Annotated in this window: 14 protein-coding genes; 7 read left to right on the top strand and 7 right to left on the bottom strand. The window is 44.3% G+C overall.

Going from position 1 to position 16,855, the window contains the following annotated elements; all coding sequences use genetic code 11:
- Nucleotides 1-3 precede the first annotated feature (3 nt).
- Nucleotides 4-348 (bottom strand): hypothetical protein, encoded by a 345-nt coding sequence (locus R7Q11_RS12915; protein WP_017820645.1) that lies wholly within the window; start codon nt 346-348, stop codon nt 4-6.
- A gap of 235 nt (nt 349-583) precedes the next feature.
- On the opposite strand from R7Q11_RS12915, the gene R7Q11_RS12910 reads away from it, so the two are divergent.
- Nucleotides 584-1,888, top strand: coding sequence for a MipA/OmpV family protein (locus R7Q11_RS12910; protein WP_225466493.1), 1,305 nt, complete (start codon nt 584-586; stop codon nt 1,886-1,888).
- Between the two features lie 62 nt (nt 1,889-1,950).
- A complete protein-coding gene (locus R7Q11_RS12905) occupies nt 1,951-2,340 on the top strand; it encodes a hypothetical protein (protein ID WP_238966324.1) in 390 nt (129 codons plus the stop codon).
- 94 nt (nt 2,341-2,434) lie between these two features.
- Here R7Q11_RS12905 and R7Q11_RS12900 read toward each other — a convergent pair whose 3' ends face one another.
- Nucleotides 2,435-3,019, bottom strand: a complete 585-nt coding sequence (locus R7Q11_RS12900; protein WP_025766683.1) for an FMN-dependent NADH-azoreductase — start codon at nt 3,017-3,019, stop codon at nt 2,435-2,437.
- A gap of 185 nt (nt 3,020-3,204) precedes the next feature.
- On the opposite strand from R7Q11_RS12900, the gene hrpA reads away from it, so the two are divergent.
- The 5 genes from hrpA (at nt 3,205) to R7Q11_RS12875 (ending at nt 11,027) form a co-directional block, all read left to right on the top strand.
- Nucleotides 3,205-7,191, top strand: a complete 3,987-nt coding sequence (gene hrpA, locus R7Q11_RS12895; protein ID WP_176225781.1) for an ATP-dependent RNA helicase HrpA — start codon at nt 3,205-3,207, stop codon at nt 7,189-7,191.
- Nucleotides 7,192-7,373: 182 nt separating this feature from the next.
- Complete coding sequence (locus R7Q11_RS12890) at nt 7,374-7,853, top strand: outer membrane beta-barrel protein (protein ID WP_021033871.1); 480 nt, start codon at nt 7,374-7,376, stop codon at nt 7,851-7,853.
- A 199-nt stretch (nt 7,854-8,052) separates the two neighbouring features.
- Entirely contained in the window at nt 8,053-8,568 is a 516-nt protein-coding gene (locus R7Q11_RS12885) for an outer membrane beta-barrel protein (RefSeq protein ID WP_005377661.1), read from the top strand.
- A gap of 362 nt (nt 8,569-8,930) precedes the next feature.
- Complete coding sequence (locus R7Q11_RS12880; RefSeq protein ID WP_005377659.1) at nt 8,931-10,511, top strand: BCCT family transporter; 1,581 nt, start codon at nt 8,931-8,933, stop codon at nt 10,509-10,511.
- Between the two features lie 126 nt (nt 10,512-10,637).
- The gene (locus tag R7Q11_RS12875) at nt 10,638-11,027 is read left to right on the top strand and encodes an AAA family ATPase (RefSeq protein ID WP_213885320.1); all 390 of its coding nucleotides are present in this window, start codon (nt 10,638-10,640) and stop codon (nt 11,025-11,027) included.
- A gap of 19 nt (nt 11,028-11,046) precedes the next feature.
- On the opposite strand, the gene R7Q11_RS12870 is transcribed toward R7Q11_RS12875, so the two are convergent.
- The 5 genes from R7Q11_RS12870 to R7Q11_RS12850 all read right to left on the bottom strand — a co-directional run bounded on the left by R7Q11_RS12870 (nt 11,047) and on the right by R7Q11_RS12850 (nt 16,773).
- A complete protein-coding gene (locus R7Q11_RS12870) occupies nt 11,047-11,685 on the bottom strand; it encodes a sugar transferase (RefSeq protein WP_205390866.1) in 639 nt (212 codons plus the stop codon).
- Between the two features lie 10 nt (nt 11,686-11,695).
- Complete coding sequence (locus tag R7Q11_RS12865) at nt 11,696-12,886, bottom strand: glycosyltransferase family 2 protein (RefSeq protein ID WP_033905250.1); 1,191 nt, start codon at nt 12,884-12,886, stop codon at nt 11,696-11,698.
- Nucleotides 12,879-13,997: a glycosyltransferase gene (locus R7Q11_RS12860; protein ID WP_213885319.1), complete on the bottom strand. Its 1,119-nt coding sequence runs from the start codon at nt 13,995-13,997 to the stop codon at nt 12,879-12,881. Before R7Q11_RS12860 ends, R7Q11_RS12865 begins: the two co-directional genes overlap by 8 nt.
- A gap of 221 nt (nt 13,998-14,218) precedes the next feature.
- Nucleotides 14,219-15,652, bottom strand: coding sequence for a GumC family protein (locus tag R7Q11_RS12855; protein WP_005377649.1), 1,434 nt, complete (start codon nt 15,650-15,652; stop codon nt 14,219-14,221).
- On the bottom strand, nt 15,649-16,773 hold the full coding sequence (locus tag R7Q11_RS12850) for a glycosyltransferase (RefSeq protein WP_213962561.1): 1,125 nt from the start codon (nt 16,771-16,773) through the stop codon (nt 15,649-15,651). The genes R7Q11_RS12855 and R7Q11_RS12850 overlap by 4 nt, the downstream gene beginning before the upstream one ends.
- Nucleotides 16,774-16,855 lie beyond the last annotated feature (82 nt).

Below are 16,855 nucleotides of genomic sequence, written 5' to 3'. Positions count from 1 at the left end.
TCCTTATGTGTCAGCTTCTTCTTCTAATATTTCGATAACTTGCGAGCTACTAAGTTCATGTCCCATAAGGAACAAACCAAGCATCGCATCGGCTTTTGACGCGTTATCACTGTCTTCATCCAAAATTTGCTGAAGCCGAGTTCTAATTAAGTCGATTTCGTGTTCGACGAAGCCACGCCCTTCTTCGTCACCTTGACCATCTTCTGGTGCATTATCAAAGTGCAAAAACAACATGTCACCATCGAGTTGAGTCCCTATCAACCTCTCTGGCAGCCATGCTTCTCCCATCACAATGTCTGTGTCTGCGGGTAAATGATTCAAGGTAGAGATGAGTTCTGATGCTTTCACTTTTTACTTCATTATGTTTGATTTAGAACTAAGCTAGAGTTTAAGCGCTTGTTGTAATGGTAAAATATTCGCAAACAAGCTCACCTAGTCGTGCAATATTAATATGATCTTGGGACTCAAACTGTCACGAGGATGACAACATTTGCCATTGTAACGGCTATCATCAGCAGAACATAAGCTTTTAATGGCAAATCATTGATGTTTGCCTGCTTCTCAACCAACATTTTTCGAACTCATGAAGAGATTAATTCTAACAACACTCGCTTTACCTTTAGCTGCGGCAGTTTCTTCTGCGCATGGTTCAGAAGAACAAACGTGGGGGATTGCTGCGATGTATCGCACAGCATCGATTCCGTTTTATACCGCCGATAATGACTCTACGGTGAGTACATTTGTACCAATGATGTTCTTTGAAAACGAACATGTGTATATCAATGGCATTGAAGGTGGCGCTTTTTTGCATAACGAGAGTGATTCCGACTGGCGCGCGAGCGCACTCATGCGATTGAGATTTGTCGATATTCCCATGTCACTACAAAATGCTAATGAAGGGGACAGAGTCGATTTCGGTGGGCAAGTGCGTTATAGCATTAACGACAATTGGCGCGCAGAAGTAGAGTTGATGGCGGACGACGAACTCCAGTTTCACTCTAATTACCGCCTTGCTGCCAATTATGTATTTGGGGATTGGGAATTAGAGCCATCGATTACGATTCGATACAAAGACGCTAATTTCAATAGTGAATATTATTCCTTTAAGGATATTACTGGCGAGAGAATTGGAGCTGGGCTTGACACCAATCTTGGTATTAAAGCGCGTTACCATGTAACTTCAAATTTGTATTTATTGGGTGAGACGAGTGTTACTCGCTTAGATGATAACGCCTACAACAGTCAGCTTGTAGAAGATCGATATCAGGGAGAAGTGTTTGTCGGTTTTGGCTTTTTCAACGATAAAAGCAAAGTTCCGAAACCGACACTGAGCAATAAAGCATATCTACGTATTGCGCATGGTTGGGCGACGCCTTCGAACATCGGTGAAATATTTAGCTTTGAGAGAGAAAAAGACCCATACGACAATCAACTTACTTCATTGTTTTATGGGCATTCATTAACGGATGAGCTGTTTGGTTTTCCTCTTGATATTTATTTAACGCCAGGGTTGGTTCATCACTGGTCGTCCAGTGTTCAGTCTGCGAGCACAGAATACGTCATGGCGATTAAGGCTTATTATACGGTTAATTGGCCTACGACTTGGCGATTTGGTGTAGCGGAAGGTGTGTCATACATTGATAGCATTACCTATATTGAAGGCACAGAAATGGAAGACAAGGGTTATACACCAAGCAAGTTGCTCAACTACCTAGATTTCTCGTTTGATGTCAATGTAGGCGATCTCTTCAACCAAAAGAGCTGGAACAATATGTGGGTGGGCTATTCATTGCATCACCGCTCGGCGATTTTTGAAAGCGCTTCCCAGTTTGGGCGAATTAAAGGTGGGAGCAACTACAATACTATTTATTTCCAGTTCGAGTTTTAGCGCATCGCGAGATGCATATAGGTCGGATTTGCAACTGACTTATTTATCGCCCATTATGAGTAATGATGAATAATACTATGCTGCTTTCAACGAGAAATTTCGTATATCGTGCCAGAGTTAAGGCTGTTTGTGATGCATCTGATGAATCGGATGGCATAAGCACCATGAGTATCGACTCCTCATTCAATCTTCAAATTGAAGCGATAAATTGTACCAACGCTGAATTTGCCAAACGCTTTTTTGCCATTCACGGAGAAGGGCACTTGGAGGGCGATGAATGGTTGGTGTTGTACGTCAACTCTCTTGACGTTAAGGCGGGAGACAATATAGAAATCCGTAGCGATGCCGCGTTTAATGCGATGATCGAGAATATGATAAGCGAAGCTGAGCGGTCTTTAGAAAAAGTCTACCTCGATGCAATACGCAACTTGGAGAAAGTGAATCGTTTTTGACGATGTAAGAGACCCTATAAATACGATCAAGGCATCAGGATCCAAAAAGGGATTGGCGCGAACCGATCCCTTTTGTATTCTGGTTTATTCTAACTTACGCCATTGTTGCAAGTTGGCTTTGCGCTTCTGAAATGCCTTTTGCAGCCGCATCTTCACCCATGTTTAGCGCTTCTGCGTAAACAAATTCCACATCAGTGATTCCTACAAAACCCAGCACAGTGCGTAGGTATGGCGTAACGTTGTCAGTTGGTGAATCTTTATGAATACCACCACGAGTCGTTATTACAATCGCCTTTTTACCTTCAATCAAACCTTGAACGCCGTTTTCTGTGTATTTGAATGTCACGCCTGCACGAGCAATCAAATCAATCCAGTTTTTAAGCTGAGTCGGGATGGTAAAGTTGTACATTGGAGCGGCAATAACCAAAGTGTCTGCGGCCTTTACTTCTTCAATAAGGGTGTCAGACAAGTCGACCACCGCTTGCTGTTCTTGTGAAAGATCTTCCGTAGCGCGCAGTGCAGTCGCAACGGCGAAGTCCAAAACAGGTAGCGGGTTTGCAGCCAAATCACGAACAGTAAGCTTGTCTTGGTCTACATTTTTGATGAAGTCTTCAACCAATTTGTTTGATTGAGAGTAATCGCCAAGGATGCTTGATTTTAGAGCTAGTACACGAGACATAATGGTTATTCCTTAAATAAGTGCTTTCGACTATGGGAGCCATTATAAGCAACGTAAGTGAGTTCAAAAGCCTAGCGATTCGCTGAACATGTTCGAAAAAATTGAATGAGCTTTCGGTTATCTTGTTACAGATCTTGTGTGATACAATCCGCGCAGTTTTTGTAATGAAAAGAATAGGAAACGCTTTGACTTCGTCACAGCCCCCAAAAAAGAATCTAGCTGAAGAGCAAGCGACACCGTCAAATGGTGCGCAAAAAGCGACAGCGAAACAAGCTCAAACACCTCAGGCTCAAGTGAATAGCGCGGCATCTCTGCGTAAAGCGCTGAATCAGTGCATGATGCGCGACCGTTTCCGCTTGAGTAAACGTATTTCTGGTGCAAGCAAAATTAAGAAGGACGCAGCGCGTAATGCTGTGTTCGACGAAATCGCATTAGACATCGCAAAATCCATGATGGTTGCAGAGCAGCGCAGCAACTACAAACCAACGATTGAATACCCAGAAATCCTGCCTGTAAGCCAAAAACGCGACGATATTGCGAAAGCGATCGAAGAAAACCAAGTGGTTATCGTCGCGGGTGAAACCGGTTCTGGTAAAACCACTCAGCTACCAAAAATCTGTGCTGAGCTTGGTCGCGGTAAATTTGGCCTGATTGGTCATACTCAGCCTCGTCGTCTTGCAGCGCGTTCGGTTGCTAACCGTATTGCCGAAGAGATGGAAACCAAGCTTGGTGAGTTTGTTGGTTACAAGGTTCGATTCAACGATCAGATCTCTGAAAATACCCAAATCAAATTGATGACGGACGGTATCTTGTTGGCTGAAATTCAGAATGACCGTTTCTTGAATCAATACGACACCATCATTATCGATGAAGCGCACGAGCGCAGCCTCAACATCGATTTCATCTTGGGTTACTTGAAAGAGTTGCTGCCACGTCGTCCTGATTTGAAAGTGATCATCACGTCGGCAACCATCGACCCAGAACGCTTCTCAAAACACTTCAACAATGCACCAATCATTGAAGTATCGGGTCGTACTTACCCGGTAGAAACACGTTACCGCCCACTAAGCGGTGATGACGACAATGATCGTGACCAGCTTGAAGGCATCTTCGAAGCGGTAGATGAACTGTGCGATGAAGGTTTAGGTGACATCCTGATTTTCATGAACGGTGAACGTGAAATCCGTGATACCGCAGATGCATTGTCCAAACGTAATCTGAAGAGCACGGAAATTGTGCCGCTTTACGCGCGTTTGTCGGCAGGTGAGCAGAATAAGATTTTCCAACCTCACACTGGTCGCCGAATTGTACTGGCAACCAACGTAGCAGAAACCTCGCTAACCGTTCCGGGTATTAAATATGTTATCGACCCGGGCACGGCGCGTATCAGTCGATACAGTTACCGTACTAAGGTTCAGCGTCTTCCAATCGAGCCAGTTTCTCAGGCGAGTGCGAACCAGCGTAAAGGTCGTTGTGGTCGTGTGGAAGAGGGTATCTGTATTCGTCTGTACTCAGAGGAAGATTTTGAGTCACGCCCAGAGTTTACTGATCCTGAAATCCTGCGTACCAATCTAGCGTCGGTTATCTTGCAAATGACGGCACTTGGTTTGGGTGATATTCAAGCGTTTCCGTTTGTGGAAGCACCGGATAAACGTAACATCCAAGACGGCGTGCGTTTGCTGGAAGAGCTTGGTGCGATTAACTCTGAGGTAAAAGATCCGAAAAAACGCCTGACTTCCATTGGTCGCCAATTAGCGCGTTTGCCAATCGATCCGCGCTTGGCGCGTATGGTATTGGAAGCGCCAAAATATGGTGCGCTTAAAGAAGTGATGATCATCGCAGCTGCCTTGTCGATTCAAGATCCACGCGAACGTCCTTCAGACAAACAACAATCGTCAGACGATAAACATCGTCGCTTCTTCCATGAAGAGTCGGACTTCCTGACATTTGTGAATTTGTGGGAATACATCCAAAAGCAGCAAAAAGCCTTGTCTAGCAATCAGTTCCGCAAACAGTGTAAGCAAGACTATTTGAACTACTTGCGCGTTCGCGAGTGGCAAGATGTGTACTTCCAAATTCATCAGTCGATGCGTGAGATGGAATTCAAGCTTAACGATGAGCCCGCTTCTTACCATGGCGTACACAGTGCCATTTTGGTTGGTTTGCTGTCGCACATCGGCATGAAAGACCAAGAAAAGAATGAATATCAAGGCGCGCGTAATGCTCGTTTCCATATCTTCCCTGCATCAGGTCTATTCAAGAAACAGCCTAAGTGGATCATGTCTGCTGAGTTGGTGGAAACCTCAAAACTTTGGGGTCGTATCATCGCAAAGATTCAGCCAGAATGGATTGAGCCGTTAGCTAAACACCTTATTAAACGCAGTTACAGCGAACCACATTGGTCGAAGAAACGCGCTGCGGTGATGGCGCACGAAAAAGTGATGCTTTACGGCGTACCAATCGTACCGAAACGCTTGGTCAACTACGGCAGTATCGATTCGACCGTAAGTCGCGAAATCTTCATTCGTAGTGCATTGGTTGAGGGTGAATGGGAAACCAAACACGCGTTCTTTAAGCAAAACCGTAAGCTTCTGCAAGAAGTGGAAGAGCTTGAGCATAAATCTCGTCGTCGAGACATCTTAGTGGATGATGATGAGCTGTTTGATTTCTATGACCAACGCGTTGGCACCGAAGTGGTGTCTGGTAAGCATTTCGATACGTGGTGGAAAAAGGCATCTAAAGAAAATCCGGAACTGCTGAACTTTGAAAAAGAGATGCTGTTCAAGGGTGATGCTAGCCATGTGACCGATTTGGATTACCCGAACTTCTGGCATCAAAATGGTTTGAAGCTCAAATTGAGTTACCAATTTGAACCAGGCGATGATAGTGACGGTGTCACAGTGCATTTGCCGTTGCCGATTTTAAACCAAGTTGAACCAGCGGGCTTTGATTGGCAAATCCCTGGTTTGCGCCATGAGCTTGTGGTTAGCTTGATTAAATCGTTGCCAAAGACAATTCGTAAGAACTTTGTACCTGCGCCGAACTATGCCGATGCATTCTTAGCACGCGTCACGCCAATGGAAGCGCCGCTGCTAGATTCATTAGAGAAAGAGTTGCGACGCATGACGGGCGTAGAGGTACTGCGTGAAGACTGGAACTTGGAACAAGTACCTGAGCACTTGAAAGTCACGTTTCGTGCGGTTGATCACCGAAATCGTAAACTGAAGGAAAACAAAGACCTTCATGAACTGAAAGAAAGTTTGAAAGACAAAGTTCAAGAAACGCTTTCCAAAGTTGCGGATGACGATATCGAACAGCAAGGTCTGCATACGTGGAGTTTTGGAGAATTGCCGAAAGTGTATCAACAAAAACGTGGCGGCTACGATGTAAAAGCGTATCCGGCGCTTGTTGATACCAAAGACAGCGTTGAAATCAAACTCTACGAAACGGAGTACGAGCAGATAACGGCAATGCGTGCTGGTCAGCGTCGCCTAATTTTATTGAACGTACCGTCGCCAATTAAATATTTGCACGCCAACTTACCGAACAAATCGAAGCTGGGTCTGTACTTTAATCCATACGGCAAAGTGCTTGATCTGATAGATGACTGCATTGCCTGTGGTGTCGATAAGCTTATTGAAGAGCAGGGTGGTTTAGTTTGGGAGCCAGAGAAGTTCGAAGCGTTGAAAGAACAAGTTCGTGCTGAATTGGGTGACACCGTTGTAGAGATTGCTCAACAGGTTGAGACTATTCTGACCACGGCGTTTAGCATCAATAAGAAGCTAAAAGGCAAGATCGACTTCACAATGGCGTTTGCTCTGTCCGATATCAAAGCACAAATTGAAGGCTTGATCTTCAAAGGCTTTGCAACGGAATGTGGCTGGAAACGCTTGCCGGATATTCTTCGCTACATGCGCGCGATAGAGCGTCGTATGGAGAAGTTGCCAATCGATCCAAACAAAGATCGTTTACATATGCTGAAGATTGAATCTGTGACTCAAGACTATAAAGAGTTGCTGAACAAGATCCCGAAAGGTGTGGCCATTCCTGAAAATGTAAAAGAAGTGCGTTGGATGATTGAAGAGCTTCGCGTGAGTTATTTTGCTCAACAATTAGGCACTCCTTATCCTGTTTCTGATAAACGAGTCAAAAACGCGATTGATGCTTGCTAATCAACCAGTAAAATAGTGTCAGGTTTGTAATTATCGCTTAAGAAGTTGCTGGTACACTAATTGCTAGTAACTCAATAAGCATTATTTTTTAGTTCTGGGAGGCAATAGTTCGCCTCCCTTTATTTGTAGTACCAACGACTGAGGTATGCAGACGTGGGAATAATAAAGAGTAAAGGTAGATGATGAAAAAAACTCTATTAGCAGTGGCGCTACTTGGCGCATCTTCTGCGGCAATGGCGGATTCTTGGATTTACGGTGGTGCAACAGTAGGTCAGTCTGACTACAAAGGTGAGACAGACACATCATACTCTGTTCACGTTGGTACAGGCATTCTACCTATCATTGGTGTTGAAGCTGGTGTAACACAACACGGTGAATTTAACGTAAATGGTCAAGACACTAAGCTAACTTCTTACTACGCAGCACTTAAGCCAAGCATCGACTTCGGTCCGCTACACGTGTACGCAAAAGGTGGTTTCCATCAGTGGGACAAAAAAGTTAAAGGCGGCAAAGACGATGACGATTTGGACCTAATGTACGGTGTGGGTGCTGAGTACTTCATTTTTGGCCCAATGTCTGTTGGTGCTAGCTACATGAACTACACTGCTGGTAAAGACGATATCAGCACGTTCTCTGTTAACGCAACACTACATTTCCTATAAGCGTCAAGCTTTCTAACACCATATGAAACACACCGGCTTTATGTCGGTGTTTTTTTGTCTGGAAGTCACAAAACAAAAGTTGAACATAAATTATTCACTTTTAGAGTCTTAAAATGCCTATGCTTTCCAATATATAGTGGCGATTAAATGCGCATATTTGCGTAATGTTTCGCTTAGGAATCGATCAGGAAGGGATAGTATGAAAAAAACACTCTCGTTATTCGCTCTAACGTTGTGCTCAACGTCAGCAATGGCTGACTCTTGGATTTACGCTGGTGGCCAAATTGGTCAGTCCGATATCGACAGCGAAAATGATACAACTTATGGTATTCATGTCGGTACTGGTATTTTGCCATTCATTGGCATTGAGGCAGGCTACTTTAACCACGGCAAAGTGGATTTATCTTTGAGTGGCAGCAGGGGTAGCGCTGATTTTGATTCATTCTATTTAGCGGCGAAACCTAGTATCGACTTCGGCCCGTTACACGTTTACGCAAAAGGCGGCATCAATGCATTCAACGTTGATTATGACGGTGGACTGAGAAACTTAGACAAAGATGATGGCGTCTCTTATATGTATGGTGTTGGTGCCGAATACTTCTTGCTTGACAATGTGTCTGTGGGCGCGAGTTATCAAGCGTTTGGCGTGGATATTGAAGGCGATAGCGATACCGTTAGCAGCGTAACAGGGAACATCACCTTCCATTTCTTATAACGCTCGCTGGATGAAAGGTTTGCTGATTTGGTTTCGTCGTTAATTGTGAAACCAAATCAGCGCAGGTCTTCTCTATTTGCGCAGTGACTGGCTATGAACTTAAGTATTTCTTGTGTCTTTTCTAGTCTACAACCTACGACAAAATCAATCGTTAGACCTCATAATTTTTGTGTTGATATTATTTCCCCTTCATCTGTCTCGAATTGAGCTTAAAATGCAATAAATCACGACTTTTTGCAAAAATATGTGATTGCTGCTAAAATTCTTCCCGCTTTAAAACTTTAGAGTTCAAATTAATGGAGGGCGGTATTGGAGTTCTTCTCACCTGAGGGGCGTTTCAAATTCACGTTAAATTTGTATTTATGGATAATGCATTTAAAAAATATAGTATTGATACAACCGATTATCAGGTTGGACAGGATAACGTTCAAAAGTGGGGATTCGATATACATAACCCGGTTTTTGGCATTAGTGCGGGGCTCGTTGTTTTCTGTCTGATTTCACTTCTTCTTGTTGAGCCAACCACTGCTCGAGACGTATTAAACGGTCTAAAAAACGGAATTATCGAACAGTTTGATGCGTTTTTTATGTGGTCGACAAACTTCTTCTTATTGTTCGCCGTTGCTCTTCTTTTTTCTCCGCTAGGTAAAATCCGCTTAGGTGGCAAAGAAGCAACGCCGGATCACTCAACCGTTTCTTGGTTGTCGATGCTTTTCGCCGCGGGTATGGGTATTGGTCTTCTGTTCTGGAGTGTGGCTGAGCCGACCGCGTATTTCACTGATTGGTGGGGAATGCCACTGAACGCAGTACCATACACCGAAGAAGCAAAATCCCTCGCGATGGGTGCCACTATGTTCCACTGGGGTGTGCATGGTTGGAGTATTTACGCACTCGTTGCACTAGCATTAGCGTTTTTTGCATTTAACAAAGGTTTACCACTTTCATTGCGCGCGGCGTTCTATCCAATTTTTGGTGACCGTGCATGGGGCTGGTTAGGTCACGTTATTGATATCCTTGCCGTTTTGTCGACGCTATTTGGTCTTGCAACGTCGCTAGGTCTGGGTGCTCAGCAGGCGACCAGTGGTATTAACCATGTCTTTGGTCTAGAAGGCGGCATTGGTACACAAATGATTGTGATCACCTTCGTTACCTTTATCGCGGTGCTATCAGTGATTCGTGGTATTGATGGTGGTGTTAAGCTACTGAGTAACGTCAATATGGTGGTTGCGTTTGCGCTGCTTATTTTCATTACCTTCATCACGTTTGATACGGCGTGGAGCTCGCTACGCGACACAACAATGGCTTACATTGAAAATATTATTCCATTGAGTAACCCTCACGGTCGTGAAGATGAAACTTGGATGCACGGCTGGACGGTATTCTACTGGGCTTGGTGGGTATCTTGGTCACCGTTTGTTGGTATGTTTATCGCGCGTGTGTCTAAAGGTCGTACGGTTCGAGAATTCTTATTCGCAGTCATCGTTATTCCTACAGTTGTTACTTTGATTTGGATGTCTGTGTTTGGTGGTATCGCGCTTGACCAAGTGGTGAATAAAGTTGGTGAGCTAGGTGCAAATGGCCTAACTGATATTTCATTGACTCTGTTCCATGTTTACGATGCGCTTCCGTATAGCTCAGTGATTTCAATGCTTTCTATCGTGCTGATTCTGGTATTCTTTATTACATCGTCAGACTCTGGCTCGCTGGTTATCGATAGTATTACCGCCGGTGGTAAGATTGATGCACCAGTACCGCAACGCATTTTCTGGGCGTGTATTGAAGGCGCAATTGCAGCCGTAATGCTGTGGGTTGGCGGTAAAGAAGCCTTGCAAGCATTGCAATCAGGCGTTGTTGCAACAGGGTTACCGTTTACTTTTGTTCTGCTGTTGATGTGCGTAAGTTTGGTGAAAGGGTTAAGAACAGAACTGCCAGCTTACAAATAAATACAACACGATCCATGATTGAGTTTAAATGCCGAGCCTAATGTGCTCGGCATTTTTTATTTCTACTTTTCTTTTCCAATAATTTCGTTACAGTTTAGGCTTATTCCCACCTCATTAAACTGCATTATGTCACTGGCTAAACTCATTCTTATTCGTGGACTTCCGGGGTCAGGTAAAACAACCTTAGCAAAACAACTGGCAATAGAGCTTGGTGCTAAGCATTTTGAAGCTGACATGTATTTTGAAAATGATGAATGTGATTATCACTTTGAACCGGTTCAATTACCTCAAGCGCATGAGTGGTGTTTTCAGCAAACTAGAAAGTGGTTGAACAAAGGGAGAGTCGTGATTGTGAGCAATACGTTTGTTCGACATTGGGAGATGAAGCGTTACATGGACTACTGCATGAAGAAGCGCATCGAGGTGGAAATTAAAGTGTGTCACGGAGCGTATCAAAGCATTCATGACGTGCCACCAGCGACGATAGAAAAGATGCGCCGCCAGTGGCAAGAGTGACCGTTACCAGAACCGGAAGTTATTGACCTCGTCCGTCAATCATCACAACGAATGTTTTGCTCATGATTGAAAGGTCCATTGAAATCCAAGAGTAAAACGAACCTAAGCTTAGTGCGTAACTGTGGTCAAACCCAACTTTGCGTCTTACATCTTCAATGCATGCATCATAGCCTTGGTTAACCTGAGCTAAGCCTGTGATACCCGGTAACACGCCATATGTGCGCTCTACAAAGTAGGGGATTTCATCTTCCAATTTCTGGTAGAAAGCTGGGCGTTCTGGGCGCGGCCCAATCATCGACATTTCACCTTTCAACACATTAAACAGTTGAGGTAGTTCATCTAAACGCGTTTTGCGTAAAAAGCGTCCTACTGGCGTGATGCGGGGATCATTTTCAGTTGCCCATACTGCGCCAGAGCGTTGCTCTGCATCAATATACATGGTGCGAAACTTCATGATTTGAAAAAGATCCATTTTTTCTGGTGTGCAGCGTCCTACTCGCAATTGGCGATAAATCACAGGGCCTTTCGATGTGGTTTTGATCGCTAGCGCGATAAATGGGAAAAGTGGTGCAGTGACGACCAAAATAAGCATTGCAACCAGTACATCAAACGTTCTTTTCGCGTGGCATACATTTGAATCGTAGCGTGAGTTTTTCATGATGCTTTCCTTATTGGTTGACGCGTTTCCAACGTCCATTTTCCATTCCGAGTAAATATTTCATACCGCCGATAAAGTTGGCGAGATGACCAATGACGATGTAACTAATCAGCTTAAAAGGTTTAATTGTGTTAAGTGCTGGCATCAAGTAAGTGATAAGCGCGATGCTATAAATACCAACTTGTGCGAACAGCATTACTTGAAACAGCGGATTGTGTGCCAGTAGTAGTGAGCAAATAAAGCAAACAATCATCAAATAGGGTGTTGCTAAGCGCAGGACCTTTCCCGATAGAAATGCAAAGGCAGTGCCACGATAGCGAGGTAGCAGTAATTTCTTTAATTGCATGAGCTGCTGCATGTTACCTGCTGAAATTCTTAGGCGTCGTTTGAAATCTGCGTCATCTGAGCTTTGTTCGAGCTCAAGCGCCAGCATGTTTGGCTCGTAAATAGCGCTATAGCCTCGCAAAACGATTCTCATAGGGAGAATAAAGTCGTCATTAATGGTGCTAACTTCCAGTGGTTCAAATAAGTGAGTTCTGAAAGTGTAAAACGCACCGTGGGAACCAATCGTTGAACCTAACAAGGATTCTTGGTGCTTTACTCGAGACTGGTATTGCCAATACGCCGCTTCACCTTGGTTATCAGTACTCATTATTTGATATGTTGCGTTAACCACTCCAACGTTCTCATTTTGATAATGCTGACTAGCTAGCAACAGAGAATCGCAAGAAATCAATGCCGACGTGTCACTCAGTGCGGTAATGTCCGAGCTAACATGACGCATTTCTTCGTTGAGTAGGGCAACTTTACCGCGATTGACTTGGTGATCATTAATAATGAACAGAGTATCAGAGCAGATTGCTTCTTGAATTGTCGCTTGAGCAATCTCGGCTGTGTTATCTGTGCAGCCATCACATGCGATCACTACTCTTAATTTATCCCTCGGGTAGTCTAGGCTCGCAAGGTTACGGATCTTCTCTGCTATCCATTGTTCTTCATTGTAGGCGGGCACGATGACAGTAATAGAGGGTAGCTGGCTGTCTGTTTTGGAGGCTTTGTAAGCTCGCTCTACAAATGGTGCTTTGGTTTCGTCTTGCTGTTTTAAAGGAAGCCATTTAAGGAGCAGTGGGTACCCAACGTGATGATAGACAATCAAAAATGCGGATAAACCAAACCCTATAATCCAAAGTAAATCATTCATAGCTAGCCTCCTTGGCCAAACGTGAGTAGCGACTCACCATGTCTCTGATATCAAAGTGTTTGAGAATAAAAGTTCGAGGAGAATGGTGTGATGATTCCAGTTGTTGTGATAACGCTTCGGCCAACAAAAACACGCGATTTGCTTCAACCAGTGTGCTGTTGTTCGGACAGAGCGTCTCTTTCACGCCGCCAACATCCGTCGCGACGCAAGGAATGTCACATGCTTGAGCCTCGAGGGTTGAGAGAGGAAAGCCCTCTTGAAGTGATGGTAAGCAAAACAAATCTAGGCTTTGGTAAAAGCTGGGCATATCGTCTACCAAACCTAAAAAGGTTACTCGATCTTCAAGTTTTAACGTTCTAACTTGTGCTTCCAATTGAGTTCGCTGAGAACCATCACCGGCTATTGCTAGGTGTGTGTTTGGCGCAAGATGAGAGAATGCTTCGATAAGCACTTTATGGCCTTTAACTGCTTCTAGACGCCCGGCAACGCCAATCACGATTTTGTCGGTTGGAAGTTCAAACAAGTGTCTTGTTGCCGTTTGGTCACCGCTTTTAAACTTCTGACAGTCAATCCCGTTATGGATAGTACAAACTTTGCGATACTTTAACTTAGTCTGTATTTGATGGGCGACAAAGTTAGCATCGGCAACTACTTGCGGGCGAATCATCGTTAGCAAAAGGGACTGTAGTCGAGCTGATTTTTTGTTATTAAGGTGCCATGCGTCGTGCTCGGTATGAATCACTACAGGTACGTGCGCTAAACGTGCAGCAATACCACCATACAGAAGTGGGCCGATATGATGGGTGTGGACCACGTCTGGTCGCATTCTTTTTATCATTGAAGTCAGCGTAGCGATGGTCTTCCCGCTGAATCCAGGTCTTTTATTAAGAAAGTGTAGTTGGCCTTGGTAGGGCAACAGTTTTTGCCAGCCTTGTAGTGCATGTTCTTTGCTTCCTTCTAAGCTCACGACAAAAACGGAATGGTTTGGCGGCGCAAAACGAAGCATTTCTAGCACGAGCGTTTCTAAACCGCCAGGAGCTAAGTGTTGCACGACGTGTAATATCACTTTTTTGCTGTGCTTAGTGTTATTGTGTTTTTGTCTGAATTCCATTTTCAAACCCTCGTTGAGTTCTTTGTTTATTTAGGAATTGCAGACAGCGTGCCAAGAAATTAAACACTTAAAAACAATAGGTTAATTTCAGCTCGTGTGAAGTTCTATGTTTATTCTCAATTTGAGATTCATATTAGTGGACATGCTATGAGGCTGTATAAGGCAGTAGTAAAAGAAAAGCACTCGCCGACCGAGTGCTTGTAAATGAGTTCTTATGGCGGTTAGTTTCCGTACACTACGTTAGGTAAAGTGGTGATGACAGGAACACCAAGGTGTTTTTCTAATGCTCTTTTAGAGCGGATAGAGTTATCGGCTAACTCTAGTATCGTCGCTAATCCAATGCCTAAACCAGCGCCACCAATAAATCCTAAAATGACAAATACAAAACTAGGTAAGTTAGTTGGAATCGTTGGCGTGAACGGTTCATCAATGATTTTTACGCGCTTATTCTCTTCAAACTCTCCCAAAGAACCCGTTAGTTGGGCCATCTCATAGCGTTCGACGAGTTCATCATACATTTCTCTCTTCACTGCGACGTCACGAGCTAAGCGGTTGATTTCTGTTGCTGTGCTCCCAAATTGGTGCGCATTTCGCTCTAATTCTTGGATCATGTCTCGCAAGCTGTTGGTTTCTTCCGTAAGTGCTTCAAAACGTCCGCGCATCATTTGTAATTGATGTAGTTGGGAGACAAGTAGAGGCTGTGCTTCGCCAAGACTGTTTACTGTGGTATTGCTCGCGATATCCCATAGTTGAGCACTGTTTAGTTCTGGTTGTTTAGAGTTCAAGAGTACCGAGCGTTCCTGCTCCAACCGGTTTAATTCTCGCAACTTACCTTGCACCAAACTATGCGCCTCTGTGTATTTAGCGCGAAGCAGGGTAAGTTCACTACGAATGTCGATGATTTGCTCTTCCAGTTTACCGATAACCGGGTTCGTTTTGGATAGTTGTTGATCCAAACTGCCTAGACTTCGTGAAACACCAGCAAGCTCCGCCTCCTTTTCGGCTAGCGTTTGTTTGAGGCTAGCAAGGCGAGTAAGGCTTTGAGCTTGCATTTCGGGCGTCGCGTCTGAGTAAGTATTTTTATACTCTGCAAAAGCTTGTTCAGCCTTGTCTAGTTCTTCCCTGCGTTTGTTGATATGGATAGTCAAAAAATGACTCGAATCTTTAATCGAAGAACGCTCAGGAGCCAAAAGCTGTTCGACAAAATGCTCTCTGACAGAGAGCAGCATCGACTCCATTCCTTCTGATTTACCACTTTGCAATTGAATTTGAATGAAGTCTTTACCGAGTGGCTGAACAGACAGGCGCGACGCAAGATCTTTTATGATGAACTCTTGCTCTTTTGCACTCATCTCGTCATTGATCAGCGATTGTTCTTTTGCGACAGAATACAAAACGTGTCGGCTTTTTAGCAGAGTACTGAGTGCGCTCAATCGGTCTTTAAGCATTGTTGAGACGGCAAGGTCTTGAAGGAACGGGTTCATTTTCGCTGTCTCTTGAATAAGCATGCTGGTGTGAGCAACATAAGTCGTCGGAACCAGCTTACTTACGATGAAACCCAGCACCGGCAAGACAAGCATAGGGATAACGATCATGTAACGACGTCGCCAAGCGCCATGTAGTAATACACTAAGGTTCTCTCTCAAATCGTTCATAGCGTCCTCACTAATTTCTCAACTTGGTTGGCTCTTGCTTCCCAGCTTTGCTGTTGAACATATTGCTTTGAGTTTGCTGGGGGTGGGATCAAGTGATCGAGACTGGCACATACGTCTTCTAAATTTTGAACTACATGGAGCATATGTTTGTAGGGCATTAATGCAGGAAACGGTGTGCTGATAACAGGGGTTCCTGTTGCCAAGTACTCAAGAAGTTTAAGCGGATTACATGCCTTGATTTGAGCGTTATCAACAAAGGGCAACCAACTGGCATCCCAGTGTTGGGAGTAACGTGGCAGAGTGTGATGCGCTCTCGGGCCCAGGTAGTATACGTTGCATCTTTGTGGAAGTGGATTATCACTGAACTCGTTAGGGCCGATGAACACGAGATCCCAGTCAGGCGCTTGGTCTGCGACTTGGGCAATTAAGTCGTAGTCTAACCATTCAGACAAACTGCCATAAAAGCCCAGCACTTTGCGACCATTATTAGGAAAATCTTCAGCCTTAGGTGCTGGCTCAGAAAACAGACTAAAGTCGACACCGTGAGGCAAAGTGACGGTTTTACCAGATGGAAATTTGGTGGAGAGTGTTTCGCTTGCCGTAAAGATAACGCTGGCCGCATTAACAAGAGTACGTTCGTGCTTGGCCACCGTGTCGTGGTCAACACCAGCTAAAGCGCTAAAGTCATCGCCACAATAGTAAATCAGTCCACGTGGGTTCATTTCTGCACAAAGATCGGCAGCAGTCGGGAGCGACGTCCAAAATACAGGCTTATCAAAACCAAGAGCTTGTAATTGTTTATTGAGTTGGTGCTTCATCATCTTAGCGGCCACTTTTCTTGCTAATGCAGAACTAGGGGCAGGAATGGTGAGCAAGTTGATGATGTGAATGTTTGGGTTTGTTTCAGAGTCCAATGTTGGCTTGTGTGAGCCTACGTTATGAAATACACGAGTGAGTTTGTTTAACGCACGTTGTATGTCTTTAGAATCCAGCTTAGGTTGACGAAGACCAATGGAGTTCACCCAAAGGATGCGATGGTTCGCTGCTAGTCGCTTGACAATATGCTGAGTGGAAGAGGGTAACCCACCAAAATCTTCTCCAAATACTACGATGTCTGTCATGTGGCTCTCCTTGAGTCTTGGTTATTTGATTACTAATTAAGTGAGTAATCACAATGCGTGCCAAGGAATTAGCCATTTTAAA

The organism is Vibrio sp. 970, from assembly GCF_033339075.1.
Note: the sequence above shows the minus strand (reverse complement) of the source record. Positions and strands in the feature narration are given on the sequence as shown.